Source organism: Reyranella sp. (assembly GCF_052439685.1).
Classification (GTDB): Bacteria; Pseudomonadota; Alphaproteobacteria; order Reyranellales; family Reyranellaceae; genus Reyranella.
Map to the genome: position 1 here is coordinate 101,878 of NZ_JBQVQG010000012.1, position 24,849 is coordinate 126,726.

Sequence of the window (24,849 nt, forward strand, 5' to 3'; positions counted from 1 at the left end):
AAAGACAAACAATGCACATTATGCGGAGATTGCGACAGGTCACAGCCTGTCTGGCCTTGTCGACAGCGGTAACGGCCGTCGGGGTCCCGGCCTCGGCGCAGACCCTGAAGATGGTCGCCCATTCCGATCTTAAGGTCCTGGACCCGATCTGGACGACCGCCTTCATCACGCGCAACCACGGCTACATGATCTACGATACTCTGTTTGCCCAGGATGCCGAGGCGCGCATCCAGCCGCAGATGGTCGACAAGTACGAGGCCTCGGCCGACAAGCTGACCTGGACCTTCACGCTGCGTGACGGCCTGGCCTGGCATGACGGCCAGCCCGTCACCGCCGAGGACTGCGTCGCCTCGATCAAGCGCTGGGGCGCCCGCGACTCGCTGGGGCAGCAGATGATGGCGGCGGTCGGCACGATGAAGGCCATCGATGCCAAGACCTTCCAGATCGTCTTCAAGGAGCCGTTCGGCCTCGTCCTCGACGCGCTGGGCAAGCCGTCCTCGACCGTGCCGTTCATGATGCCCAAGCGCGTCGCCGAGACCGACCCGTTCAAGCAGATCGACGACTACACCGGCTCCGGCCCGTTCATCTTCAAGAAGGATGAGTGGAAGCCCGGCGAGAAGGTGGTCTACGTCAAGAATACCAAGTACAAGCCGCGCGCCGAGCCGCCCTCGATGCTGGCCGGCGGCAAGGTGGTGAAGATCGATCGCCTCGAATGGCTGGCGATCTCCGACCCGAGTACGGCGGTCAATGCCCTGGTCCAGGGCGAGATCGACCTGATCGAAATCCCGGTGCCCGATCTTTTCCCGCTGCTGAAGGCCGAAAAGAACATCGAGCTCTACGGCTGGAATGCCCAGGGCAGCCAGATCATCATGCGCTTCAATCATCTCCACCCGCCGTTCAACAATCTGAAGGCCCGGCAGGCGGCGATGTATGCGATTGCCCAGGAGGATTTCCTGCGCGCCCAGGTCGGCGACCCCGAGATCTACCGGGTCTGCAACGCGCCGCTGGTCTGCGGCTCTCCCTATGAGAAGAGCTACGGCAACCTGCTGATCAAGCCCGATCTAGAGAAGGCGCGCCAGCTCCTCAAGGAGAGCGGCTATGACGGCACGCCGATCGTCATGATGCATGCGACCGACCTGCTCTCCTCGAATCAGCTGCCGCCGGTCGGCAAGCAGGCGCTGGAGGCCGTCGGCTTCAAGGTCGATCTGCAGTCGATGGACTGGCAGACGGTCGTGACCCGCCGCGCCAAGAAGGATCCGCCGGCGCAGGGCGGCTGGAACATCTTCTACACGACGACCGTCACGGTCGGTACCGAGAGCCCAGCCGGCAATTCCTTCACCAGCGGCGGCTGCGAGAAGGCCTGGTTCGGCTGGCCATGCGACCCGGAGATGGAGAAGCTTCGCGCGTCCTACGCCAAGGAGGTCGACCCGGCCAAGCGGAAGGAGATCGCCATGGCCGTCTCCGATCGGGTGATGGACCAGGCCACGTACATCGTGCTCGGCCAATACAAGGCGTTCGGCGCCTATCGCAAGGATCGCATCAGCGGCTGGCTGCCCGGCCCCGTGCCGGTGATGTGGAACATCACCAAGAAGTAGCACCGGAAACGCGCCGGCGGCTCTCGCGGGAGCCGCCGGTCCGGCTCTTACCGAACGGGGGACCTTGCCGGAAGGCAATGGTCCCCCGTTTCCATCTGGGGAAAGCGGTCAGCGATCGGGCGGCCCTCCTTCCGAATAGTCCGTCGCGACCTCGCGCGCGATGGCGGCGAACGCGGCGGCTGCCGGCGACAGCTTGAACCGCGATCGTGTGAGCAGGCCGATGTCGCGCCACGCGCGAGGTTGCTCCACCATGCGGGCCACCATCCCACCCAACGCCATGCTGCGCAGCGCCAGGCTCGGCAACACCGCGTATCCAAGCCCGGCGCGCACCATGCCGACGGCCGTCGTGAGCGAATCGAGAACATAGGTCGGCTCGATTTCGACGCCGGCCGCGGCGGCCGCGCGATCGGCATGGACCCGCACGCTCGACTGGTTGGTCACCAGGATCGAGTTAAAGCGTGCCAGAGCCTTCCAGGTCACGGTGGGGCGTGCGGCCAGCGGATGCTGCGTCTGCAGCAGCGCGACGAGGCAATCGCGCATCAGCGGCTCGAAGGAGAACAGGCTGTCCGCCTGCAGCAGCAGCCCGAGGCCGATTTCCGCCTGGCCGCTGCGCACACGCTCGGCAAAGGCGGTGGCCTGCGCTTCCTGGAACACCAGCTTGATGCCCGGATGGGCTGCCGTGAATCGCGACAGGATCGGCGGCAGGACGCTGCAGCCCACGGAGGGGACGAAGGCGAGATTGAGGGTGCCCTGGCGCGCGTCGCGAAAGTCCGCGGCGCGGCGGCAGGTTTCGTCGAGCTGCTGCAGCGTGTGATGGGCGCTCTGCAGGATCTCGCGGCCCGCCTCGGTAAGTTCGACCCGGCGCGTGGTACGCCGGAACAGCGCCATGCCGATCTCCTCCTCCAGCTGACGGATCAGGAGCGAGTAGCCGGGCTGCGTCATGCCCATCCGGCCGGCGGCCTCCGAGAAGGAGTTCAGCTCTGCGCCGAGCGCGAAAGCGCGCAATTGCCGAACGGTGATATTCATACCGATCCTTAATCAATACATACGATATTTATATTTTCCTTATTCGGCAGCGGCGAGCAGGATTTGCGCCGTCTTTCCTCAACCTTTGCCGAAGATCCGATGAACAGCGTCAAAGCCACTCCCGAGACCGCGCGACCCTGGCCGCGGATCGATGCCATGCGCGTCCACGCCCTGCTGGGCGAAGGCAGCGAACTCGCGTTCCTCGACGTGCGCGAGGAGGGTCTGTTCAACACCGGCCATCCGCTGACGATCGTGTCGATGCCGTTCAGCCATCTGGAAATGCGCATCGCGGCCCTCGTGCCGCGTCGGACGACCCGCATCGTCCTGATGGACCAGAGCGACGACGGACTGGCCGAGCGCGCGGCGCAGCGCCTCGCCGGTTGGGGCTACATCGACATCTCGATCCTGAAGGACGGGCTGGAAGGCTGGCGAAAGGCAGGTCTCGAAGTGTTCGCCGGCATCTACGTGCCGAGCAAGGCGTTCGGCGAATTCGTCGAGCATCGTTACGACACGCCGGCCATCGATGCCGAGGAACTGCGCCGCTGGATCGACCAGGGCAAGGACATGGTGATCCTCGACAGCCGGCCCTACTCCGAGTTTCACAACTACAGCCTGCCCGGCGGTATCGATTGCCCGGGCGCCGAGCTGGTGTATCGGGTGTTCGACCTCGTCGAACGGCAGGAGACCACTATTGTGGTGAACTGCGCCGGCCGGACGCGTGGCATCATCGGTGCCCAATCGCTGATCAATGCCGGCATCGGGAATCCTGTCGTTTGCGTGCGCAACGGCACAGCCGGTTGGCACCTGAGCGGCGAGACCATGGCGCGCGGCAGCCGGACGGTCGCGCCGCCGCCTACGCCCAAGGGCCTCGCCTCCGCCATCGAAGCCGCGATGCGCGTGTCGAAGCGCTTCGGCGTGCGGGAGATCGACGCCGCCGGTCTGCGCAACCTGCGCGCCGATGCGGCTCGCTCGCTGTACTTCTTCGACGTTCGCAGTCCCGAGGAATACGAGGCGGGGCATATTCCCGGTTCCCGCAGCGCGCCCGGCGGCCAGCTCATCCAGTCGACCGACCACTATGTCGGCACGCGGGGCGCCCGCATCGTCCTGTGCGACGACAACGGCGTGCGCGCGCGCATGACGGCGTCGTGGCTGAACCAGCTCGGCTGGACGGAGGTGTTCGTGCTGACCGGCGGCCTGAGTGCCTGTGGCGCAGCGCTCGAAAAAGGGCCCGAGCCGGTGGAAATCCTGCCGCCCAACGACGCTGACGGCGTGGAACGAATCACCGTCCTCGAACTCCATCGGCTGCTCGCGACCGGCGAAGCGGTGGTGGTCGATCTGGCGAACAGTCTTCGCTTCCGGTCGCGCCACATTCCCGGTGCGTGGTTCGCGGTGCGCTCGCGGCTGCAGGATGGGCTGGCGCAGGTCGCGGCCGGTATGCCTCAGGCGGGGCGGATCGTGCTCACGTCCGACGATGGCTCCTTCGCCGCCCTCGCGGCCGCGGATGCGATAGCGGCGACAGGCCTGCCGGTTTCGATCCTCGACGGCGGCACGGCCGCCTGGGCGACGGCGGGCCTGCCGCTGGCCAGCGGCCTCGAGAACATGACTTCCGAGACCGACGACGTCTGGTACAGCCCCTACGACTATAACGATCTGCGCAAGTCGATGACGGCCTACCTCACCTGGGAGATCGACCTCATCCAGCAGCTCGAGAAGGATCGCAGCCTGCAGTTCCGCTACTTCCCGCCGGACGCCGCCTGAGAGGGCGCGTCGCCACGAGGTCACATCACATGAGCATCAAAGACATGAAGCTGGGCCGCCGACTCGCGCTCTCCGCCCTCGGGCTGGGGATTGCCGCACCTCGCGGATTTGCCCAGACGGGCGCCTATCCGTCGCGAGCGCTGAAGCTGCTCGTCGGCTATCCGCCGGGCGGCGGCGCCGATATCCTGGCCCGGATCTTCGCCAACAAGCTCAGCCCGCTGCTCGGCCAGCCGGTGGTCGTCGAGAACCGGCCGGGCGCCGGTTCCACCATCGCTGCCGCCTCTCTCGCCAGCGCGCCGCCCGACGGATACACGCTGTTCTTCGCGGAATCGGGAATCCTCGTGGGCACCACGATCTACGACAAGGTCGGTTACGATCCACTCACGCTGACGCCGATCGGCGCGCTGGGCAATCTGCCCTACTCCCTCGTGGTCAACCCAGCCTTTCCCGCCAACACCGTGCGCGAGCTCATCGATGTCCTGAAGGCCAGCCCAGGCAAATACAGCTATGCCACGCCCGGCGTCGGCAACATCGCGCATCTGAGCGCGGAGATGTTCCAGAAGGCGGCCGGCGTACAGATCGTCCACGTTCCCTACAAGGGTGGAACGCCGGCACTCGCGGACCTGATCAGTGGCCAGGTCCCGATCTGCTTCGTCAGCCTGCCGCCCGCGCTCGCCTTGGCACGGAGCGGCAAGCTCCGCCTTCTCGCCGTGACGTCGGCGAAGCGGTCACCAGTCGCGCCAGACGTTCCCGCCATCAGCGAGACCCTGCCGGGATTCAATGCGGCCGCCAGCATCTTCCTGCTGGCGCCGCCACAGACGCCGGCCGCGATCGTCGACCGGCTGAACGCCGCCATGTGCACCGTCATGGCCATGCCCGACGTGCTGTCCGACTTCACCGCGCAGGGCGCGACCGTCGAGACGAGCACGCCGCAGGAACTGGCTGCGCTGTTCCGCCAGGAGCTCAAGTCGTGGGGATCGATCGTCAAGTCCGCCGGCGTCCGGATGGAGTGAGAGGCTCCCGTCTCCTCGCCCGCGTGAAAGGCAAGGAGGCGGCGAGAACCTTCAGGCCGCCTCGGCCAGCGACTCTTCCCGCCACCGTTGGGTGGCTTGCGCGACGCGACGACCCAGCGCCTCAAAGGTCTTGAAGTCGCTGGCGCCGATGCCTTCGACGCCCTGGTCGGCGTTGGCCTGCGCCATCGCCCCGATCGAGGCGCCGACCCGGTTGAGGTCAGCACTCGAGCCCTTCGAATTGTTGTTGCCGGGCGGCAGGCCGAGGCCGACCCAGACCATGCCGTGCTGCACCGCGAGCGTGAGAAGCTGGTACAGCGTGTTGTGCTTGTCGCCGTTCCACGAGGCCGAGACGGTGAAGCCGGCGGCGAGCTTGTTGCGCCACTTGCCTTCCATCCAGCGGCTCGACGTCCAGTCCTTGAACTTCGCGAAGTCCGCCGACACGCCGCCCATGTAGGTCGGGCTGCCGAAGACGATGGCGTCGGCCGCATCGAGCTCGGCCCCCCGGGCCTCCGCCTCGCCAACCGGGATCAGGCTGACGCTGGTGCCCCGAACCGCCCGGGCGCCCGTGGCCACCGCCTCGGCAAGCGCCTGCGTGTGTCCATATCCAGAGTGATAGACGATGGCGACGTTGGTCATGATGACTTCCAATCCTTTGATTTCACTAAAGAAACTACAGAGGCGTTTCTTCAGATCAGTTGCTTTCATAAAGTGACTGGAAACATCTGGGATGGCCGCTATATATTCTCCAGTAGGTACCGAATCGTAACCTGAAGGTTTTTCCATGAGCACGTCGACCCCCGCCACCGCCGCCCAGGCCAAGGAAAGCGTCAGCTGCCCGATGGACTTCATCCTGCGCATGCTGATGGGACCGTGGACGACCTACATCCTCTACAATCTGCGTACCCATGGGCCGCAGCGCTTCGGCGAGCTGAAGCGCCGCGTCTCGGGCATTTCGGCCAAGATGCTGACGGAGCGGCTGCGCACACTGGAAGGCGCGGCACTGGTGAAGCGCGACTACGAAGCGACCATCCCGCCCAAGGTCACTTATTCCCTGACCAAGCGCGGCGGCGAACTGGACGAGGTCATGGACCGGCTGGCCGAGATCGCGATCCGCTGGGAAGCCGAGGACGCCGCCCGGCGCAATGGCCGCGCGATCGAGCCGAAAGGCCCCGAGAAGGCGGCGGTGCTGCAGGCGGCGGAGTAGCGGTCAGCCGCACAGCCAGATGTTCACGGCGAAGCGGCCATCGCCAAAGGCGCCCTCGGGGCAGCACACGCGCTCGACCTCGTGACGCGCCGTCGAGGGGAAGACGAGCAGGCTGTCGTGGGTCGGCTCGACATCGACCGTCTGGCCGCCGCCGAGATCGAAGAGCCGGAGACGCCCGCCCGTGAACCGGCGCGGCTCTCGGTGGAAGTAGTAGACCATGGTGAGCCGCCGACGCCCGCCCGGCGTGTACTGATCGCCGGTGAACGTGTCGGTGTGCGGCCGGTAGAAGGCGCCGTCGCCATGCGCAACCACTTCCAGCTGCGTGCTGTTGGGCGGCGTGCGGGCCATCTCGAATTCCATCTCCAGCACCGACTGCAGCGCCAGTGCCTTGCGGCGCAGCGGCCGGGCGAAGGCACCCAGATCCGTCAGGACGGAGGATTGGCGGGTCAGCGTTTCGAGTCGGCCGGTGCCCTCATGGGCCAGACGGGTCGGCGTGAACCTGGGTTCGGAGGCGAGCGCGTAGGCCAGCAGTCGCGCCGAATGGGCCTCGCCCAGCCATCCTGCGAAGATCCGGTGGGGCGGAAACCGCCCGCCAAGGAAAGACGGCTCCGACATCCGCCAGCTTTCGGCGTGTTAACCGATGCTGGCAAGACATTGTTTTGGATGGTTAATCTAGCCGCCCATGAGATGCCTCCCGTAGACGCTGACGCGAAACATCAGGAAGCGGTCTTAACTTCAGCGAACAGCCTGAGCCTCTAGCTCCGGTAGTTAAGGTGAACTCTGAGCTGATGGATCGGCCCGGAGTTCACCCAAAACATCAACGGAAGCCCATTAGATGCCGTTCAGCCGACGATGTGTCCTTACTTCTTGGTCACGCCCCAGAACACCGTCACCGGCGGCGGCGGGGTCAGCGTGCCGATATTCGAGCGCACGGCACTGACACCGAACCACTCGCCGAGCGGCACGTGTGTCACCACCTTGATGGCGCGCTCCTGGACGGCGGTGGCGGCGGCCTTCTTCTCGGCTTCCGTGCTCGCCTGCACGTACTTGTCGCGCAGCTTCTCGAGTTCCTCGTCGCACGGCCAGCCGGCGCGGGCCTTGTCGCAGCTCGCGATCAGGAAGGGTGTCATCAGCGGATCCAGGATATCGACCTGCGACCAGCTCGTGGAGAAGGCATTCCAGCCGCCCTCCGACACCGGCACCTTCTTGGCCAGCCGCACGATCACGCTCTGCCAGTCCATCGAAATCATGTCGACCTTGAAGCCCGCCCGCTCGAGCAGCGCCTTGGCCACCGGGCCGAGTTGCTTGATGGAGCCGAGGTCGGTCGGTGCCAGCAGGGTCACGGGCGTGCCGTCGTAACCGGCCTCGGCCAGCAGCGCCTTTGCCTTGGCGGCATTGCCCTCGACCAGTCCGGCCATGCCGGCATCGGTCGCCAGCGGCGAGCCGCAGGTGAACATCGCCTTGCAGGTCTGCCAGAATCGCTTGTCGCCGATATTGGCCTGCAGGAAGTCCTCCTGGTTGAGGGCCAGCGCGGCGGCCTGACGGACCTTCTCGTTGTTGAAGGGCGGCAAGAGCCAGTTCGGCCGGAAAGCGTACTGGTTGGAGACGCGTCCCTTGATGACGCGGACGCCCTTGTCCTTCTCGATCAGCGGCAGATGGTCGGACGAAACGCCTTCGAGATAGTCGATCTCGCCGTTCAGCAGCGCATTGACCTGGGTCTCGGCGTCGGAGATCGAGACCCACTCGACCCGGTCGACCTTCACGACCTTGCCGCCGGACAGGCCCGACATCGGCTCGGCGCGCGGCTTGTACTTGGCGAACTTCGTGTAGACGAGCTTCTCGCCGGGCTTCCACTCATCCTTCTTGAACACGAAGGGGCCGGAGCCAATGTAGTCCTCGATCTGTTTGAACGGATCGGTCTCGGCGATGCGCTTGGGCATCATGAAGGGTACGACCACCGACGGCTTGCCCAGCGACTCGATCACCGCGCCGAACTTCTGCTTCAGCACGATCTGGAAGGTCCTGGGATCGACGACCTTATATTCCTTCAGGGCCTGCGCCATCTTCTGGCCCATCGCATCGCGGGCCGACCAGCGCTTCAGCGAGGCGATGCAATCCTCGGCCGTCACCGGCTGGCCGTCGTGCCATTCCAGCCCGTCGCGCAGCTTGAAGGTCCAGACGAGCCCGTCGTCGCTGGTCGTCCACGTGTCGACCATCTGCGGCTTCACCTGGAACTTCTCGTCCATGGCGAAGAGCACGTCGTAGAGCATGTAGCCGTGATTGCGCGTGATGTAGGCGCCGCTCCAGATCGGATCGAGCACCTTCACATCGGAGTGCATCACCACTTTAAGGGTCTGCGCCGAGGCGATCGGCACGGCGGAAATGGTGGCGAAGGCGGCCACAGCGGATAGTAGGAAACGACGCATCAATGGGCCCCATAAACAACGCGAGGACCAAAAGTCTAGAGCGGGTTCACTGCCTGTGTCAGCGCGGCAGCGCCGGTTGGACGAAAAAGAAAGTTCCTCCGGCGAAACGCGTCGCGCGATTCCTGACACGGTTCTTGCAAGCCGGATCGCCCCGAAGTCAGAGAGCGAGCCTGTAGACCCGCGCCGCCGTCCCCGAGAACAAGGCCTTCTTCTCCGAGGCCGACGCACCGGACGAGATCCGCTTGAAGGCGTTCCACAGGACGCCGTAGCCCGAGGTGATCTTGTCGACCGGGAAATTGCTCTCGTACATGCAGCGGTCGACACCGAACAGGCCGACCGTGGTCTCGACCCAGGGCCTGAACGCGTCGGCCAGTTCCTGCGAGCCCGGCGGGGTCGGACGGCGGTAGAAGTCGAAGAAGCCCATCGCCATGCCAAGCCCGCCGACCTTCACCACGATGTTGGAGCGCTTCGCCAGTTCGGCCATCGACTTCTTCCAGGCGGTACGCACCTCGTCATGGCGGCCGGCATAACCAGCATAGCCGAGCGGCCCGCCGACATGATCGAGCACGATCGTCGTGCCGGGGAAGGCGTCGGCCAGTTCGGCGATCTCGAGGATCTGCGGATGGTAGAGCCAGGCGTCGAACGTCAGGTCGCGCTTCGCCAGTTCCCTGAAACCCTCGCGCCAGGTCTGGTCGCGGGTCTGCTCGGGCGGCGGGTCGTTGCGCGAGTTGCGGATTCCCGGATCGGCGTCCCAGCCGGTCTGGTGACGAATGCCCTTGAAGCGTCCGTTGCCGGCGGCGATCTGGGCGTCGAACACATCGCCCGCCTTCTCCCCCAGGCGCAAGTCGACACGGCCGACGATACCGGCGCAGGCGCGCAAGTTTCCATAGAGGCCCGACGCGCTCATCGCCGCGACGCCGTTGGCGAACTCGGTCTCGCCGATGCAGCGCAGTTCGGCAGGCCCGTCCTTGCGGTACATCGAATGACAGTCGACGTACACCGTACCCACGATGTTATGCCCAGTCCGCGTGTCGGCCAGCAGGTCGTGGAACAGATAATCGTTGCCGGTGCGCTGCCAGAGATGGTGATGCGGATCGACGATCGGCAGGTCGGGCTCGAGCGCCGGCTCGCTCACCTTAGCGACCCAGGCCGGATCGGGATTCATGACATTGCCCAGGCTTTCGGTGGGTTGGACCATCGTTTCCTCCGTCGCGGCGTTTCTTAGTGGATCGGCTCTTCGGCGATCATTGAGACGTGGGCATGCACGACCTTAAATCCGACGTCGGGCAGGCGCACCCAGGTCTGCGTCTGCCGGCCTGTCATCTCCCTGCCCCGCACCTTGTAGACCAGGGAGACCGTCGCGATGTCGCGGCCCAAGGTGACGATGTCGAGCCGCAGCCGCTTCTCCTTGGAGCCGGGCCCCGGCGGACGGGCGACGCGAAAGGCATGGATGCGGTCGAAGCCGTAGCCGTGTTCGTTGTTGGCGAGACGGATCGTGTGCGGGCTGTTCCAGAAGGTGGCGTCGAGCACCTCGACGTTCTTGTCGATCAACGCCTGCTCGTAGCGTTCGAACAGCTCACGTACCTCGTCCACGACTTCGGGAATGTTCGGCGTCAGATCCGTCACGCTCACCTCACTCTTGCTGGATTTCCCACGACTGTAGCACCCGCCGGGACATCGCGAGTGACGACGGCGCCAGCGCCCACGATCGCCTCGTCGCCGATGGTCACGCCCGGCAGCACGATGGCGCCGCCGCCGATCCAGACATCGGCGCCGATCTTCACCGGCCTTCCGAATTCCAGGCCGGCGCGACGCTGCGCGGGACTACGCGGATGGTCCGCAGTCAGGATCTGCACGCCGGGCCCGATCTGCGTGCGGTCACCGATCGTGACCTGCACCACGTCGAGGATGATGCAGTTGAAGTTGAGGAACACGCCTTTACCGAGGCTGATGTTGTAGCCGTAGTCGCAATGGAAGGGCGGCCGGATGTAGGCGCCCTCCCCCACCTCGGCCAGCATCTCGCGCAGCAGCGCCGGATAGTTCTTCTGCGTAGCCACGATCGAGGCATTGTAGCGATCCATCCAATCGGCGACGCGGCGCGCGTCGGCGGCCAGTTCCTCGCCGGTCGCCACGTAGAGTTCGCCCGCTAGCATCTTCTGCTTTTCGCTCGCCAAGACGCCTCCTTCTCGAAGGCGCGATCAGCCTGCCGCCTTCTCCATCGCGCGGGCCACGGCGACCAGGGTCGCATCGCTGCCGCGCGGACCGATGATGGACAGGCCGACGGGCAGACCGTCAACCGTCGTGGCGCCGGGCAGATTGACCTGCGGAAAGCCCGCCAGCCCACCCTGCGCACAGAGGCAGGTGATGCGGTCGCGCAGCGGATCGAGAACCGACAGCGGCAGGCCGACCTTCGGCGCCGGAAACGGCGTCGTCGGCAGGCAAAGGATCGTACCCGGCGGCAGCAAGTACTTCATGCGGCCGCGCGCTTCCTGGCGCATCAGGTTGGCCCAGACCTTGTCGCCCTCGGGAATCATCGAGCCAGTGACCAGCGCCTTGGCGACCGAGAAGGCGAAGCGCGGGTTGCGCTCGTCGAGCCACGGCTTGAACGTCGCGTAGGCCTCGGCGGGCTGCAGGCTGCGCTGGGCGCGCGCCCATACCGAGAGGCCCTGCGGCGCCATGATCTCCTCGCGGCTCGAACCGATAAGGGCGGCAAGCTTCTTCACCAACGGCTGCAGCGCCTCGGACGTGTCGGCATCGGCGAAGCCGAAGGCGTCGACCGCGACGACGACCTTTGAGGGCAACGCCGTCGGAATCTCCTCGCCCAGCATCACAGAGCAGACCTTCGCAAAGGTCTCGGCGTCGCGGGCGAACCATCCGGTCGTATCGGAGGTCGGCGCCTGGGGCAGCATGCCCGTCACGTCGATGCGGCCATGGGTCGGGCGGATTCCGTACAGGCCGCAGAAGCTGGAGGGCACGCGCACCGAGCCACCGGTGTCGGTGCCGAGCGCGGTATCGCAGATCCCCGCGGCCACGGCGGCGGCAGAGCCCGAGGACGAGCCGCCCGGCACGCGCCCGGGGGCGCGGACGTTCTTCGGCGTGCCGTCGAAGGCGTTCTCGCCCAGGATGCCGAGCGAGACCTCGTCGGTAATGGTCTTGCCGATCAGCGTCGCGCCGGCATCGAGCAGGGTCTGCACCGCCCAGGCGTGCCTGTCGGGGATGGGACGCCCGGTGGGCCAGTCGTGGTTGCCGCCGCCGGTCGGCACGCCTGCCACGTCGAAGAGGTCCTTCGCGGCGAAGGTGAGGCCCGACAGCGGACCGCCCGCCCTGCCCTCGATGCGCGCACGGGGGCCGGGAACGAAGGCACCGATCTCGTCATTCATGGAACGCTACTCGCTATTGGAAGCCTACTCGGCCGGCGCCGCCGGCATGCGGCCCTTGGTGCGCCAACGCCTCGCCCAGCCGGGGCTGAACTTCATGCCGGTGAGCTTGTCGAACCACATGTAGACGACGGGGGTGATGAACAAAGTCAGGAGCTGCGACACCATCAGGCCGCCGACGACGGTGATGCCGAGCGGCTGGCGGAGTTCTGCGCCGGCGCCGTGACCCACGGCGATCGGCAGGGCCCCCAGGAGAGCGCAGACGGTCGTCATCATGATCGGCCGGAAGCGCAGGAGCGCCGCTTCGACGATCGCGGTTTCGGCATCGGCCCCCTGACCCCGTCGCTCGATCGCGAAGTCGACCATCATGATGGCATTCTTCTTCACGATGCCGATCAGCATCACGACGCCGATCATGGCGATGACCGACAGGTCCATGCCGAACAACATCAGGGTCGCGAGCGCGCCGATGCCAGCCGACGGCAGACCCGACAGGATGGTGAGCGGATGGATGAAGCTCTCGTAGAGAATTCCCAGGATGATGTAGATCACCAGCACCGCCGCCAGCAGCAGCAGGCCTTGGTTGGCGACCGCCTGCTGGAAGACCTGGGCGCTGCCCTCGAAGCTGGTGGTGATGGTGGCCGGCAGGCCGACCTCCGTCGCCGCCGCCTGGATGTCGCGCACCGCCTCGCCGAGCGCCACGCCCGGCGCCAGGTTGAAGGAGATCATGACCGAGGGAAGCTGGGCAATGTGGTTGACGGTCAGCGACGTCGGCTTGTCGATGCGCTTGGCCAGCGTGTCCAGCGGCACGAGTCCGCCATTGGGCGTTCGGACCTGCAGTTTCCGCAGGATGTCGCCGGCATCGCCGTACTTCGGATCCGCCTCGAGGATCACCTGGTAGGTGTCGTCCGATGCGTAGATGGTCGAAACCTGCCGCGTGCCGAAGGCCGAGTAGAGGAGAAGGCGAATCTGGTCGACCGACACGCCGAGCCGCGAGGCAATGTCGCGGTCGATATCGATCATTGCCGAGCGGGCCCGAACCTGCAGGTCCGAGTTCACGTCGAGGATCGAGGGTATGCGGCGCATCCTCGCTTCCATCAGGGGGCCGTATTCGCGCAGCAGGTTGAGATCGCTCGAACGCATGCCGAACTGGTATTGGGCACGGCTCTGCGTCGTGGAAATGTTGATCGACTGGGCAGCCTGGAAATACACGTTGATGCCCGGCACGGCGGCCGTCGCCCGGCGCAGTCGGGCGATGACCTGCTGTGCGCTGTCCGTGCGCTCCGGCTTGTCACGCAGCATGATGAAGATGCGTCCGGAATTCACCGTGGCTGCAGCATTGCCCCCGCCGACGGTCGACATGACCGAGGCCACGTCGGGATCCCGGCGGATGACCTCGGCCAACGCCGACTGGCGGGCCACCATCGCGTCGAAGGACGCATCGTCCGGCCCGATCGTGGAGCCCTGGATCTGGCCGATATCCTCCGACGGGAAGAAGCCCTTGGGGATCGCCTGGAAGAGCATCGCCGTGACGACGAAGGTGCCGAGCGTGATCGCGAGCACCAGCCGGGGATAGCCGACCGTGCGACGCAGCGCCCAGCCGTAGCCATTGGTGAGTTTCGTGAAGCCCCACTCGAAACTGCGCAGGAGCACGTTGTGCTTCTCGTGATGGTCGATCGGCTTCAGCCAGCGTGAGCAGAGCATCGGCGTCAGGGTCAGCGACACGATGCCCGAGATCAGGATCGCGAAGGCGATGACGAGGCCGAACTCGTTGAACATGCGCCCGACGACGCCGCCCATGAACAGCACGGGGATGAACACGGCGACCAGCGACAACGTCATTGAGACGATCGTGAAGCCGACCTCCTTGGAGCCCTTGAGCGCCGCCTCCATCGGCTTTTCGCCCGCCTCGATGTGACGGACGATGTTCTCCAGCATGACGATGGCGTCGTCGACCACGAAGCCGACGGCCAGGGTCAGCGCCAACAGGGATATGTTGTCGATCGAGTGGCCGCAGAGATACATGCCGGCGAAGGTACCGATGACCGAAATCGGCAGCGCGATCGCCGGAATCATGGTCGCGCGGAAACTGCGCAGGAAGAAATAGATCGCGATGATCACCAGGAGCGCGGCCAGCGCCAGGGTGAACTCGACGTCGTCGATGGCCTCGCGGATCGGCTTCGATCGGTCGGCGAGCAGGTGGATCTCGACCCCTGCCGGCAGCTCGGCCTGAATCTGCGGGATGATCGCCTTCACCCGATCGACCACCTCGACCGTGTTGGCGTCGGGCTGGCGATAGACGCCCATCACGATGGCGCGCGTGCCGTCGAGCCAGCTCGCGACCTTGTCGTTCTCGACGCTGTCGATCGCAGTCGCCACGTCGGAGATGCGGACCGGCGCGCCGTTCTGCCAGGTGACGATCACCGGCATGTAGTCCGCGGCCTTGCTGATCGGCCCCGTGGCTTCGAGAATCGCGTTCTGCTTCTGGTCCGCGATGGAACCGACCGGCTTGCTCGAATTGGCGTTGACGACGGCGTTCTGCAGCTCCTGCAGGGTCAGCCCGCGAACAGCGAGCTGGTCCAGGTCGGCGCGGACGCGGACGGCGAATTTCTGAGAGCCGAAGATCAGGACCTGCGCCACGCCCGGCAGGGTCGACACACGCGGCATGATCGCCCGGTTGACGAAAGCATCGACGTCCGAGAGCCGGGCCTGGTTCGACTTGAGCGCGAGGAACATCACCGCCCAGTCCGCCGGATTGACCTTTCGGAAACTGGGCGGGGTCGTCATCTCCGGCGGCAGCCGACGCATAGCCGAGGAGATCGCCGACTGAACGTCGAGCGCGGCGCCGTCGATGTTCCGGTTCAGGTCGAACTGGAGCACGATCGATGTGTTCCCGAGCGACGATGTCGAGGTCATCGTGGTCACGCCGGCGATCGTCGAGAATTGGCGCTCCAGGATCGAGGCGACGGAGGCAGCCATCGTTTCGGGGCTGGCGCCGGGCAGCTGCGCCGTGATCTGGATGGTCGGGAACTCGACCCTCGGGACGGCGGCGACCGGGAGCTGCTTGTAGGCGAATATTCCACCGAGGACGAACGATGCCATCAACAGGATGGTCATCACCGGACGGCGGATACAAAGTTCAGAGATGTTCACGTCCCGCCTCCGCTACGATCGGCTATCCGCGCGGTGGCGATGCGGGCCGGTTCGGATCCACCGTCGGCGGCCGGATCGTCACCGATGCCCCTTGGACCAGCCGGAGCTGACCGTCGACCACCACCTGCTCGCCGCTTTCGACACCCTTGCCGATCACGGCTCGGCCGTCCTGGGTTCGCTTGACGACGACCTGCCTGAGCTCGGCCACGCCGTCCTTGATGACGAACACGAAGGGGCCTTGCGATCCGAGCTGGACCGCGCTCGCGGGAACCGAGATCGCATTGGACTCGATGCCCAGGACGATCTCGACCTTGACGAACTGGCCGGGCCACAAGAGCTCGTTGGCATTCCCGATACGCGCCTTGGCCGTCACCGTGCCGGTATTCGGATCGACGGTATTCTCGATGAAGGCCATCTCGCCCGACTGCTTCTTCGTGTCGTCGATGACGGCCGTCACCGCGACCGGACCCTTGGTCATCGCGGCGCGCAGGTCCGGCAGGATGATCTGCGGAATGGCGAAACTGACGTAGATCGGGTCGATCTGATTGATCGTGGCCAGCGTGCTGGTGGCCGAATTGTCGCCGGTGCGCACCACCGCCCCCGCCTTGTTCGCGATCGAGCCGATGCGCCCGGAGACCGGGGCCCGAATCTCGGTGAAGGTGAGCTGGGTCTGGACGCTGGCCTTGGCGGCCTCGTCGGCCTCGAGCTGCGCTTCGGCGGCCTTCAGGGCGGTACCGGCATTGTCGCGCTGCACCACGGTGCCGGCGTTCTTCGACAGGAGCTCCTCGTTGCGCTGCAGGTCACGCCGGGCCTGCACGACCTGCGCCTGGTCCTTGCGGATCTGCGCCTCGATCTGCCCGAGCTGTGCCTTCAGGGTGCGCGCATCGAGTTCGAAGAGGATATCGCCCTCCTTCACGAGAGCGCCCTCCTCGACGTTCACCTTCATGATCTGGCTGTCCATCCGCGGCTTGATCTGGACGGAGGCAATCGACTGCACCGTGCCGACGGCATCCACCATGACGGGCATGGCGTCGCGCATCACCGGCATGACCACGACCGGCACCGCCCCACCCGGATTGAGGCGGCCGCGACGGCCCTGCGGCTGCGCGCCTGAAGCAGGGCTCGCCTGGGCCTCGGCCGTCTTGGCAGCCGTTCCCATGCCGATATGAGGCCCGACCTGCCGGATCACATCATCGCGATAGATATAGACTGCTCCGCCGATCGCAACGATCGAAGCGAAGACCGCCGCACGGACGAATCCCATTCCCAAGACTCCAGTCCCCAAGCCCCGGCAGGATTATAGCCCCCCCACCGCCCGGCGATAGCCGGAAACACCTGCTCCGGCCGGAATCCACATGCAAAAAACCCGCCACGATCGGGCGGGTTTTTCGTCAATTCCAGGGTCGGCCGATTAACGGCTGTAGTATTCGACCACCAGCGAGGGCTCCATCTGGACCGGATACGGCACGTCCGCGAGCTTCGGCCCGCGCACATAGGTGCCCTTCATGTCCTTGTGGTCGGCCGTCACGTATTCCGGCACGTCGCGCTCGGCGGTCTGCGTCGCCTCGAGGACCCGCTCCATCTGGCTGGCCTTGGAGGTCAGCTCGATGACGTCGTTGTCCTTCACCTGGTACGACGCGATGTTCACGCGGCGGCCGTTGACCTTCACATGGCCGTGGCTGACCAGCTGGCGCGAGGCGAAGACGGTGATGGCGAACTTCATGCGGTAGATCACCGCGTCAAGCCGGCGCTCGAGCAGCTCGACCAGGTTCTCGCCGGTGTCGCCCTTGCGGCGGACGGCTTCGGCGTAATAGCGGCGCAGCTGACGCTCGCTGACCGAGCCGTAGTAGCCCTTGAGGCGCTGCTTCGCCATGAGCTGGAGGCGATAGTCGGTCGGCTTGGTGCGACCTTGGCCGTGCTGGCCGGGACCATATTCACGCTTGTTGAGCGGGCTCTTGGGACGGCCCCACAGGTTCACCCTGAGGCGGCGGTCGATCTTGTACTTCGAATTTGCGCGCTTGCTCACGCTGCACTCCGTCATTGTGCGCCCCGCTTCGCGGGTACGCCGTGTTGTCCGGATAGGCCTTGGTCCGACACATCGCGCCTGTTTGCAGGCGCTTCAGTCGGGGCGGGAGGAGAGCCCGAACGGCCCTCAACCACGTTCTCCGGAGGAAGCGCGGAACATACCGGCCGTTTCCGGCCAGTCAAGCGGGCGTTAATGCTGTCGGATCAATGACTTAGATCTCGACCAGCACCACTTCGTGGGTCACGGCGGCCGATTTCTTCACCATCGCGGTCGCCGAACAGTACTTTTCGTCCGACAGGCTGACCGCTCGCTCGACCAGCGCCTTGTTCAGCTTCCGGCCGCGCACCGTGTAGACCAGCTTCACCGAAGTGTAGACCTTGGGATGGTCCTCGGCCCGCTCGGCGACCAGCGAGACCTCGACCCCTTCGATGTCCTGGCGCTGCTTCTTCAGCATCGAGACGACGTCGATGGCGGTGCAGCCGCCCATTCCCATCAACAGGACCTCCATCGGCCGGGAGGCGAGATTGTGGCCGCCGATCTCGGCAGCGCCGTCCATGGTGATCGTGTGGCCGCTGCCGCCCTCGGCGACCAGGAGCGCTCCGTCGACCCAGGTGATCCTGGCGGTGGTGGACATGGCTATTCCTCGTGCTGTTTCTTGGACAGGAACTTGATGACGCCGTGGAAGGTGCGGGCCTCCTGCTCCGTCATCTCGGCGCGCTGCAGCAACGCCCTGAGATTGAGCACCATGGACGGCCGCATCTCCTTGTTCCGCAGGAAGCCCGACCGGTCGAGCGCACGCTCAAGATGGTCGAACAGGCTCTGCAGCTCCTCCTTGGTCGCGGGCCGTGTCGCATGGTCGGCCACGCGCACGGGCGGCGTCGTATCCGCGGCGGCAGTCCATTCATAGGCCACCAGAAGTACCGCCTGGGCCATGTTCAGCGAGGAGAATTGCGGATTGAGCGGGATCGAGAGCGCGGTGTCGGCATGCACCATGTCGTCGTTCTCGAGACCGGTCCGCTCGGGCCCGAACAGGATGCCGACGCCTTCGGCCCGTCCGATCCAGCCGCGCATCTCGGACGCGGCCTGGCGCGGCGTCACGATGCGCTGCACCAGCTCGCGGTTGCGCGCCGTGGTGGCGACCACATGCTCGAGGTCGGCGACCGCCTCGCCCACGCTCTCGAAGACCTCGGCCTTCTCCAGCACGATGTCGGCCCCCGAGGCGGCGCGTTGCGCCCGCTCGTTGGGCCAGCCGTCGCGCGGCGCGACCAGCCTGAGCGTCGACAGGCCGCAATTCAGCATGGCGCGCGCGGCCATGCCGATATTCTCTCCAAGTTGCGGGCGTACGAGGATGACCGCCGGCGTGACGGCGGCGACGTCGCGGCCCTTCGATGCGCGTCCCATGCCGCCGTATAACGTGGTTAGCGGCCGCCGATAAGGGCCGGGCGTCGCATCAGGAAAAGCAGCGGGATCAGCACCAGCGAGCAGATCATCATGATGCGGAAGTCGTTGAGGTAGCCGATCAGCGCGGCCTGGCGGGTGATTTCGCCGTCCCAGATCGCGAGCTGCGTCGGGTCGAGGCTCACCCCGGTGGGATTCATCGGCCAGCCCGGATGATAGGGCGTGAACTTCTCAACCATGTCGGCGCGGTTCTGCTGGGTGTTGCTGGCCAGCATCGAGACCAGCACGGCGATGCCGATGCTGGCGCCCAGATTGCGCAGCAGCGCGTTCACCGCGGCTCCCTCGGTGCGCAGGCGCTGCGGCAGGGTGGCGAAGGTCAGCACGGTGAGCGGCGGGAAGACGAGGCCCAGCCCGAAGCCCAGCAGGATGCCGTTCCAGATGATGCGGCCCTCGCTGACGTTGAGGTTGAACAGCGTCATGTCGTAGAGCGACACCGCCGCCAGCGCGAAGCCAGCGCCGATCAGCAGGCGCGCATCCATGCGGCCGATCAGGCGCGACACCATCATCATCGAAACCATCATCCCGGCGCCGCGCGGCGCCAGCACCACGCCGGTGGTGAACACCGGATAGCCCATGAGCTGCTGCAGGAACGGCGGCATCAGGGTGGCCGTCACGATCAGCACGAGGCCGGCAAGTGCCGTGAAGCACAGCCCGACCGTGAGATTGCGATCGCGGAACAGCTCACGCGACAGGAACGGCTGCCGGTCGGTCATCATGTGGATCACGAACATGGCGAAGGCGACAGCCGCGACCAGCGTCTCGCCGATGATCTCGACCGAGTCGAACCAGTCGAGCATGTGGCCGCGGTCGAGCATGAGCTGGAACGAGCCGATGGCGACCGCCAGCAGGGTGAAGCCCATCAGGTCGAAGCGCCGCGGCGCGCCGTGCACGTTGTCGCGCACCAAGGCCAGGATGCCGACCGCGCACAGGATGCCGACCGGCAGGTTGACGTAGAAAACCCAGCGCCAAGAGAATTCGTCGGTCAGCCAGCCGCCCAGCGAAGGCCCGGCGATGGGGCCGAGCATCGTACCGACCCCCCACATGGCCATCGCCTTGCCCTGCTCCTCGCGCGGATAGGTGTCCATCATGATGGCCTGCGATACCGGCACCAGCGCCGCGCCAAAGCCACCCTGCAGGGCACGGAACAGGACGAGCTGGTCGAGCGTCTGCGCCGCGCCGCACATCATCGACACGATGGTGAAGCCGATCACGCAGGTCGCCAGGGTCCGGCGCAGGCCGAAGCGCATGGCGCAGAACCCGGCGAGCGGCGTCAGGATGGCGGAGGCCACGATGTAGGAGGTGACGACCCAGGAGACCTGCTCCTGCGTCGCCGACAGCGAGCCCTGGATCGACGGCAGCGCCACGTTGGCGATGGTGCCGTCGAGCGCGTGCATGATGGTGGCGGCCATCACCGTGAAGGTGATCAGGCGGCGGCGGCGCAGGACCGCCGGGTCGACGGCCGGCGCCATCGGTCAGGGCTTAGGAGAAGCGGACGCGCTCGAGAGACCGAGCGACTTGGCCCACCCCGCCCACAGGCTGGCGAGCGAGCGCGTATGACCGGTCTCGACCGAAACGGTCGTGCTCATGCCAACCCGGAGCGGCGGATCACCTTCGCGGCAGGCGACCGAGAGGCGGACGGGAATGCGCTGGACCACCTTGACCCAGTTGCCGGTGGCGTTCTGCGGCGGCAGCACGGCGAACTCCGCGCCGGTCGACTGGGAGATGCTCGCCACCGTGCCCCAGCATTCGGACTCCGGATAGGTGTCGACATGAATCTGGACCTTCTGGCCCGCGCGCACACGCGTGAGTTCGGTCTCCTTGAAGTTGGCCTCGATCCACAGATCACCGTCGGCCACCACCACCATCACCGGCACGCCGGCGGTGGCATAGCTGCCCGGCACCGGCCGCTTGCTGACGATACCGTCGATCGGCGACTCGATCGTGGCCCGGCGCAGTTGCAGCAGCGCCTCCTCGCGCATCGCCATCATCTGGCGCACTCGCGGATGGTCGTCGGCGCGGATCTTGGGATCGCCCGCCAGCGCCGCCTCGATGCGCTGCAGATCCTCCTGCGCCGCCGAGATGCGCTGGCGCGCGACTTCGAGGCCCATGCGGGCCTCCTCGAGTTTGGCCGTGGAAGCGACCTTCTTCTCGGCCAGCTCCGCCTGCCGGTCGAATTCGGCCTGGGCGAAGGTCTGCTGGCTGAGCGCCGCCTTGATCTCCTCGCGTTTGGTCCGCCACTGGGCGCGCAGGCCGCGGATCTCGGCGCGCACCGTCTCGGTCTCGGCCTCGATGCGGGTGAGCGCGTGGCGATAGGACTGGTCGTCGAGCCGGAACAGGAGCTGGCCGCGCGAGACCTTCTCGTTCTCGTGCACCGGCACGTCGACGATCAGTCCGGAAAGCTGGGTCGCGATCTGGGCGCGGTCGCCCTTCACATAAGCATTGTCGGTGGTGACGGTGCCGCCCGACGACAGCCAGACGAACAGCGTGGCGACCAGCACGATCGCCGGCAGCGCCCACATGAAGGCGCGCGCGAGCACACGGGCGCCCAGCCGCGGACGGCGCAGGGAAGCCGCCGCGATGGGCGGTGTCTGGGTATCCAGATGCTCTCCGTCTCGCACGATTATATCGTCTGCCCCACTCTACCCGAGGTCAACCGGCAGGTGCGGCATGGCTGCTACGCCGGCTGCGCCGGTAGTGCTGCTAGGCAGGCTGAGCCGGGCGGGCACCATCACGGAACAGCTTGTAGGTGATGGCGTCGTAGAGCGCGTTGTAGGAGGCATCGACGATATTGGGCGATACGCCGATCGTGCTCCAACGCCGCCCCTTCGCATCCGCACTCTCGATCATGACGCGTGTCGTCGCCGCCGTACCGCCTGCCGAATCGAGGATGCGGACCTTGAAGTCGACCAGCCGCATGTCCTCGAGCTCCGGATAGACCGGCACGAGCGCCTTTCGCAGCGCGGCATCGAGCGCGTTCACGGGGCCATTGCCCTCGCCCACCTCCATCGCGCGGCGGCTGGCGACGTCGAGCTTAACCGTCGCTTCCGACATGGCCACGGTCTGGCCGCGCGCATTGACGCGACGCTCGACCAGGACACGGAAGCTGTGCAGCGCGAAATAGTCGGGCAGCGTGTGCAACTCGTGCCGCGCCAGCAGCTCGAAGCTCGCATCCGCGCCGTCATAGGCGTAGCCCTCGGACTCGCGGTCCTTCACGATCTCGAGCAGGCGCGCGACGCCGGGATGCTTGGGATCGACCTCGAGGCCGATCTGGCGGAAGCGGGCCATGATGTTGGACCGGCCGGCCTGGTCGCTGACGACGATGAGGCGCTGGTTGCCGACGACCTCCGGGTCGACATGCTCGTAGGTCCGGGGGTCCTTCTCGACCGCCGATACGTGCAGGCCGCCTTTGTGGGCGAAGGCGCGCGTGCCGACATAGGCCGCGCTGCGGTTGGTCGGCATGTTCAGCCGGTCGTCGAGCAGGCGCGACAGGTGCGTGAGCCGCTGCATCGCGCCGTCCTTCAGCCCGGTGTCGAAGCCCATCTTCAGCACGAGGTTGGGGATCAGCGCGATCATGTTGGCATTGCCGCAGCGTTCGCCGAGCCCATTGATCGTGCCCTGGACCTGACGCACGCCGGCGCGTACCGCGGCCAGCGAGTTGGCCACGGCATTCTCGGTGTCGTTGTGCGTATGGATGCCGAGCCGGTCGCCCGGGATCTTCTTCACCACCTCGCCCACGATGCGCTCGATCTCGTGCGGCAGGGTTCCGCCGTTGGTGTCGCAGAGCACCATCCAGCGCGCGCCCGCCTTCTCGGCGGCGGCGAGGCAGGCCATCGCATAGTCGGGATTGGCCTTGTAGCCGTCGAAGAAATGCTCGGCGTCGAACATCGTCTCCTCCATGCGGGTCTTCGCATAGGCGAGCGAGTCCGAGATCATCTCGAGATATTCGGTCCGGTCGACCTCGAGGGCCACGTCGACATGGAAATCCCAGGTCTTGCCGACCATGCAGACGTTGCGCGCCTTGGTCTGCAGGATCGCCGCGAGGCCGGGATCGTTGGCAGCACTTCGGCCGGCGCGACGCGTCATGCCGAAGGCCACGAACTTGGCGTTCTGGAACTCCGGCGGATCGGCGAAAAACCGGTCGTCGGTCGGATTGGCGCCCGGCCACCCGCCTTCAATATAGTCGATGCCCAACCGGTCGAGCTCGCGCGCGATCGCGGCCTTGTCGGCCACGGTGAAATCGACCCCCTGGGTCTGGGCCCCGTCTCGCAGGGTGGTATCGAAGAGATAGACTCGGTTGGATGACGTCATGGCTCGGCCTTTTCGAAGGGCCGGGACCATACGCCTAACCAGACCGCCGCGACACCTGTCAAAGGACGGGGTAAATTCCTGGAAATCGACGTATGCCGCAATGATCGATGCGGTCACAAGACGATCGAAGCTGGAAGGAAAAGCCTTATGACCACCGCCACCACCATCACCGAACTGCGCACGACGCTCCTGCAGGTGCCGTGGCGGTCCTCGCCGCCGGCGGCCGGGATCCTGGCGCCGGGGCCGCGCGAGATCTTCGTGCTGGAGATCGAGACGCAGGGCGGGCTGATCGGGATGAGCTACCTGATGCCGCTGCACGGCGGGCTGCACACGCTGGACGCCTGCATGAAAGAGCTGGTCGCGCCCTATGTGATCGGCCGCGACGCCACCGAAATCGAGGGCATCTGGCAGACCCTTTACAAGAACAATTTCTGGCTGGGCCGCATGGGCATCACCCTGGCCGCCCAGAGCGCCGTCGACATGGCGCTGTGGGACATCGTGGGCAAGCGTGCCAGCCTGCCCTTGTTCCGCCTGTGGGGCGCCGCGCGCACGAAGATCCCGGCCTACGGCTCGGGCTGTTTCCGCGGCCTCGGCCGCGACGGCATGATCGCGCGCGCCCAGGAGTTCACCAGCCAGGGGCTCAAGGCCATCAAGATGCAGGTGGCGCACATCCGGCCGTGGCGTGAGGACGTGGCCAACGTGAAGGCCATGCGTGAGGCGATGGGCGACGGCGTCGAGATCATGATCGACGTCAACATGGGATGGGACGCCGACACCGCCATCCAGGCCGGCCACCACATCGACGAGTTCGATCCCTACTGGCTCGAGGAGCCGGTGGTCGCCGAAGACTTCGCGGGCTACCGCCGCATCGCCGCGGCGCTGAAGACGCGGGTGGTCGGCGGCGAAAGCCACTTCATGAGGAACGATCTCCGTCCCTTCTTCGAGCATCCGGGTACGCCGATCCTGCAGCCCGACCCGATGCGCGGCGGCTATTCGGAGTTGCGCAAGATCGCGTCGATGGCGGAGCCCTACGGCATCCGCCTGGCGCCGCACCTGTTCCACGAGCAGATGGTCCATGTGCTGGCCTCGATCCCCAATGCCAGCTACCTTGAATACATGGACTGGAACGACGATCTCTGGATCGAGCCGGTCCTCCCCGCCCAGGACGGCACCATGTCGCCGCCGGAGCGCCCCGGCCACGGCGTCGTATTCCGGCCCGAGATCCTGAAGGATCATCGCATCGGCGGGCAACGCCTCACGGGATGATCCGGGCGCGGCGGCAGGCACGGACACGCTTGCCGATTCGCCGATGAAGAAGCGTGCTGCAGGCGACGGGGGCTCTCGCGCTTGCGGCAACGCCGGCGGAAATGAGGTAGCGGAAAAGCGTGATGGCGTCCGGCGGAAAGCCGGTCGACATCCATGCAGATGACGTATCGTCCGAACCGTTGTTGCGCATCGACTAATGCCTGATCACTGCTATCCCACGGGACGTTTCTGTCTCGTCA

22 protein-coding genes are annotated in these 24,849 nt (G+C 66.0%); 5 read left to right on the forward strand and 17 right to left on the reverse strand.

Annotation, left to right across the window (positions count from 1 at the left end; genetic code table 11):
* Positions 1-56 precede the first annotated feature (56 nt).
* Entirely contained in the window at positions 57-1,595 is a 1,539-nt protein-coding gene (locus ACT6UX_RS16940) for an ABC transporter substrate-binding protein (RefSeq protein WP_444776318.1), read from the forward strand.
* Positions 1,596-1,703: 108 nt separating this feature from the next.
* Here ACT6UX_RS16940 and ACT6UX_RS16945 read toward each other — a convergent pair whose 3' ends face one another.
* Positions 1,704-2,621 (reverse strand): LysR family transcriptional regulator, encoded by a 918-nt coding sequence (locus tag ACT6UX_RS16945; RefSeq protein WP_444776319.1) that lies wholly within the window; start codon positions 2,619-2,621, stop codon positions 1,704-1,706.
* A 99-nt stretch (positions 2,622-2,720) separates the two neighbouring features.
* On the opposite strand from ACT6UX_RS16945, the gene ACT6UX_RS16950 reads away from it, so the two are divergent.
* Positions 2,721-4,379 (forward strand): rhodanese-like domain-containing protein, encoded by a 1,659-nt coding sequence (locus ACT6UX_RS16950; RefSeq protein WP_444776320.1) that lies wholly within the window; start codon positions 2,721-2,723, stop codon positions 4,377-4,379.
* 29 nt (positions 4,380-4,408) lie between these two features.
* Complete coding sequence (locus tag ACT6UX_RS16955; protein WP_444776321.1) at positions 4,409-5,392, forward strand: Bug family tripartite tricarboxylate transporter substrate binding protein; 984 nt, start codon at positions 4,409-4,411, stop codon at positions 5,390-5,392.
* 51 nt (positions 5,393-5,443) lie between these two features.
* Here the strand turns inward: ACT6UX_RS16955 and ACT6UX_RS16960 are convergent, their stop codons facing one another.
* Entirely contained in the window at positions 5,444-6,028 is a 585-nt protein-coding gene (locus ACT6UX_RS16960; protein ID WP_444776322.1) for a flavodoxin family protein, read from the reverse strand.
* 145 nt (positions 6,029-6,173) lie between these two features.
* Here ACT6UX_RS16960 and ACT6UX_RS16965 point away from each other — a divergent pair, with 145 nt between their 5' ends.
* Positions 6,174-6,596, forward strand: coding sequence for a winged helix-turn-helix transcriptional regulator (locus ACT6UX_RS16965; RefSeq protein ID WP_444776323.1), 423 nt, complete (start codon positions 6,174-6,176; stop codon positions 6,594-6,596).
* Positions 6,597-6,599: 3 nt separating this feature from the next.
* Here ACT6UX_RS16965 and ACT6UX_RS16970 read toward each other — a convergent pair whose 3' ends face one another.
* The 14 genes from ACT6UX_RS16970 to cimA form a co-directional block, all read right to left on the reverse strand.
* Positions 6,600-7,211 carry a 2OG-Fe(II) oxygenase gene (locus ACT6UX_RS16970; RefSeq protein WP_444776324.1) on the reverse strand — a complete coding sequence of 204 codons (612 nt, stop codon included), beginning with the start codon at positions 7,209-7,211 and terminating at the stop codon, positions 6,600-6,602.
* Positions 7,212-7,456: 245 nt separating this feature from the next.
* Positions 7,457-9,022, reverse strand: coding sequence for an ABC transporter substrate-binding protein (locus tag ACT6UX_RS16975; protein ID WP_444776325.1), 1,566 nt, complete (start codon positions 9,020-9,022; stop codon positions 7,457-7,459).
* Between the two features lie 157 nt (positions 9,023-9,179).
* Positions 9,180-10,220, reverse strand: a complete 1,041-nt coding sequence (locus ACT6UX_RS16980; RefSeq protein WP_444776326.1) for an amidohydrolase family protein — start codon at positions 10,218-10,220, stop codon at positions 9,180-9,182.
* 23 nt (positions 10,221-10,243) lie between these two features.
* Positions 10,244-10,648, reverse strand: a complete 405-nt coding sequence (locus tag ACT6UX_RS16985) for an AtzH-like domain-containing protein (RefSeq protein WP_444776327.1) — start codon at positions 10,646-10,648, stop codon at positions 10,244-10,246.
* Between the two features lie 2 nt (positions 10,649-10,650).
* On the reverse strand, positions 10,651-11,175 hold the full coding sequence (locus ACT6UX_RS16990; RefSeq protein WP_444776365.1) for a sugar O-acetyltransferase: 525 nt from the start codon (positions 11,173-11,175) through the stop codon (positions 10,651-10,653).
* A gap of 45 nt (positions 11,176-11,220) precedes the next feature.
* Complete coding sequence (locus tag ACT6UX_RS16995; protein ID WP_444776328.1) at positions 11,221-12,402, reverse strand: amidase; 1,182 nt, start codon at positions 12,400-12,402, stop codon at positions 11,221-11,223.
* Positions 12,403-12,426: 24 nt separating this feature from the next.
* Positions 12,427-15,552 (reverse strand): efflux RND transporter permease subunit, encoded by a 3,126-nt coding sequence (locus tag ACT6UX_RS17000; protein ID WP_444776329.1) that lies wholly within the window; start codon positions 15,550-15,552, stop codon positions 12,427-12,429.
* 22 nt (positions 15,553-15,574) lie between these two features.
* Positions 15,575-16,816 (reverse strand): efflux RND transporter periplasmic adaptor subunit, encoded by a 1,242-nt coding sequence (locus tag ACT6UX_RS17005; protein ID WP_444776330.1) that lies wholly within the window; start codon positions 16,814-16,816, stop codon positions 15,575-15,577.
* Positions 16,817-16,963: 147 nt separating this feature from the next.
* Positions 16,964-17,578 (reverse strand): 30S ribosomal protein S4, encoded by a 615-nt coding sequence (gene rpsD, locus ACT6UX_RS17010; protein ID WP_298317368.1) that lies wholly within the window; start codon positions 17,576-17,578, stop codon positions 16,964-16,966.
* A gap of 211 nt (positions 17,579-17,789) precedes the next feature.
* Entirely contained in the window at positions 17,790-18,212 is a 423-nt protein-coding gene (locus ACT6UX_RS17015; RefSeq protein ID WP_444776331.1) for an OsmC family protein, read from the reverse strand.
* Between the two features lie 2 nt (positions 18,213-18,214).
* Positions 18,215-18,979, reverse strand: coding sequence for an RNA methyltransferase (locus tag ACT6UX_RS17020; protein WP_444776332.1), 765 nt, complete (start codon positions 18,977-18,979; stop codon positions 18,215-18,217).
* A 17-nt stretch (positions 18,980-18,996) separates the two neighbouring features.
* Positions 18,997-20,505 carry a DHA2 family efflux MFS transporter permease subunit gene (locus tag ACT6UX_RS17025; RefSeq protein WP_444776333.1) on the reverse strand — a complete coding sequence of 503 codons (1,509 nt, stop codon included), beginning with the start codon at positions 20,503-20,505 and terminating at the stop codon, positions 18,997-18,999.
* 3 nt (positions 20,506-20,508) lie between these two features.
* On the reverse strand, positions 20,509-21,654 hold the full coding sequence (locus ACT6UX_RS17030) for an HlyD family secretion protein (protein WP_444776334.1): 1,146 nt from the start codon (positions 21,652-21,654) through the stop codon (positions 20,509-20,511).
* Between the two features lie 82 nt (positions 21,655-21,736).
* Positions 21,737-23,344, reverse strand: a complete 1,608-nt coding sequence (gene cimA, locus ACT6UX_RS17035; RefSeq protein WP_444776335.1) for a citramalate synthase — start codon at positions 23,342-23,344, stop codon at positions 21,737-21,739.
* 147 nt (positions 23,345-23,491) lie between these two features.
* Here cimA and ACT6UX_RS17040 point away from each other — a divergent pair, with 147 nt between their 5' ends.
* The gene (locus ACT6UX_RS17040) at positions 23,492-24,610 is read left to right on the forward strand and encodes a mandelate racemase/muconate lactonizing enzyme family protein (protein WP_444776336.1); all 1,119 of its coding nucleotides are present in this window, start codon (positions 23,492-23,494) and stop codon (positions 24,608-24,610) included.
* On the opposite strand, the gene ACT6UX_RS17045 is transcribed toward ACT6UX_RS17040, so the two are convergent.
* Positions 24,600-24,800 (reverse strand): hypothetical protein, encoded by a 201-nt coding sequence (locus tag ACT6UX_RS17045; protein WP_444776337.1) that lies wholly within the window; start codon positions 24,798-24,800, stop codon positions 24,600-24,602. The genes ACT6UX_RS17040 and ACT6UX_RS17045 overlap by 11 nt on opposite strands.
* Positions 24,801-24,849: the final 49 nt, after the last annotated feature.

What these genes read in the sequence shown, in the direction of transcription:
- ACT6UX_RS16975 (WP_444776325.1), bottom strand. Translation starts at nt 9,022, where the DNA reads ATGCGTCGTTTCCTACTATCCGCTGTGGCCGCCTTCGCCACCATTTCC.
- ACT6UX_RS17005 (WP_444776330.1), bottom strand. Translation starts at nt 16,816, where the DNA reads ATGGGATTCGTCCGTGCGGCGGTCTTCGCTTCGATCGTTGCGATCGGC.
- ACT6UX_RS16965 (WP_444776323.1), top strand. Translation starts at nt 6,174, where the DNA reads ATGAGCACGTCGACCCCCGCCACCGCCGCCCAGGCCAAGGAAAGCGTC.
- ACT6UX_RS17040 (WP_444776336.1), top strand. Translation starts at nt 23,492, where the DNA reads ATGACCACCGCCACCACCATCACCGAACTGCGCACGACGCTCCTGCAG.
- ACT6UX_RS16970 (WP_444776324.1), bottom strand. Translation starts at nt 7,211, where the DNA reads ATGTCGGAGCCGTCTTTCCTTGGCGGGCGGTTTCCGCCCCACCGGATC.
- ACT6UX_RS16945 (WP_444776319.1), bottom strand. Translation starts at nt 2,621, where the DNA reads ATGAATATCACCGTTCGGCAATTGCGCGCTTTCGCGCTCGGCGCAGAG.
- ACT6UX_RS17025 (WP_444776333.1), bottom strand. Translation starts at nt 20,505, where the DNA reads ATGGCGCCGGCCGTCGACCCGGCGGTCCTGCGCCGCCGCCGCCTGATC.
- ACT6UX_RS17015 (WP_444776331.1), bottom strand. Translation starts at nt 18,212, where the DNA reads ATGTCCACCACCGCCAGGATCACCTGGGTCGACGGAGCGCTCCTGGTC.
- ACT6UX_RS17045 (WP_444776337.1), bottom strand. Translation starts at nt 24,800, where the DNA reads ATGCGCAACAACGGTTCGGACGATACGTCATCTGCATGGATGTCGACC.
- ACT6UX_RS16980 (WP_444776326.1), bottom strand. Translation starts at nt 10,220, where the DNA reads ATGGTCCAACCCACCGAAAGCCTGGGCAATGTCATGAATCCCGATCCG.
- ACT6UX_RS17020 (WP_444776332.1), bottom strand. Translation starts at nt 18,979, where the DNA reads ATGGGACGCGCATCGAAGGGCCGCGACGTCGCCGCCGTCACGCCGGCG.
- ACT6UX_RS16995 (WP_444776328.1), bottom strand. Translation starts at nt 12,402, where the DNA reads ATGAATGACGAGATCGGTGCCTTCGTTCCCGGCCCCCGTGCGCGCATC.
- ACT6UX_RS16950 (WP_444776320.1), top strand. Translation starts at nt 2,721, where the DNA reads ATGAACAGCGTCAAAGCCACTCCCGAGACCGCGCGACCCTGGCCGCGG.
- ACT6UX_RS16990 (WP_444776365.1), bottom strand. Translation starts at nt 11,175, where the DNA reads ATGCTAGCGGGCGAACTCTACGTGGCGACCGGCGAGGAACTGGCCGCC.
- ACT6UX_RS16955 (WP_444776321.1), top strand. Translation starts at nt 4,409, where the DNA reads ATGAGCATCAAAGACATGAAGCTGGGCCGCCGACTCGCGCTCTCCGCC.
- cimA (WP_444776335.1), bottom strand. Translation starts at nt 23,344, where the DNA reads ATGACGTCATCCAACCGAGTCTATCTCTTCGATACCACCCTGCGAGAC.
- ACT6UX_RS16960 (WP_444776322.1), bottom strand. Translation starts at nt 6,028, where the DNA reads ATGACCAACGTCGCCATCGTCTATCACTCTGGATATGGACACACGCAG.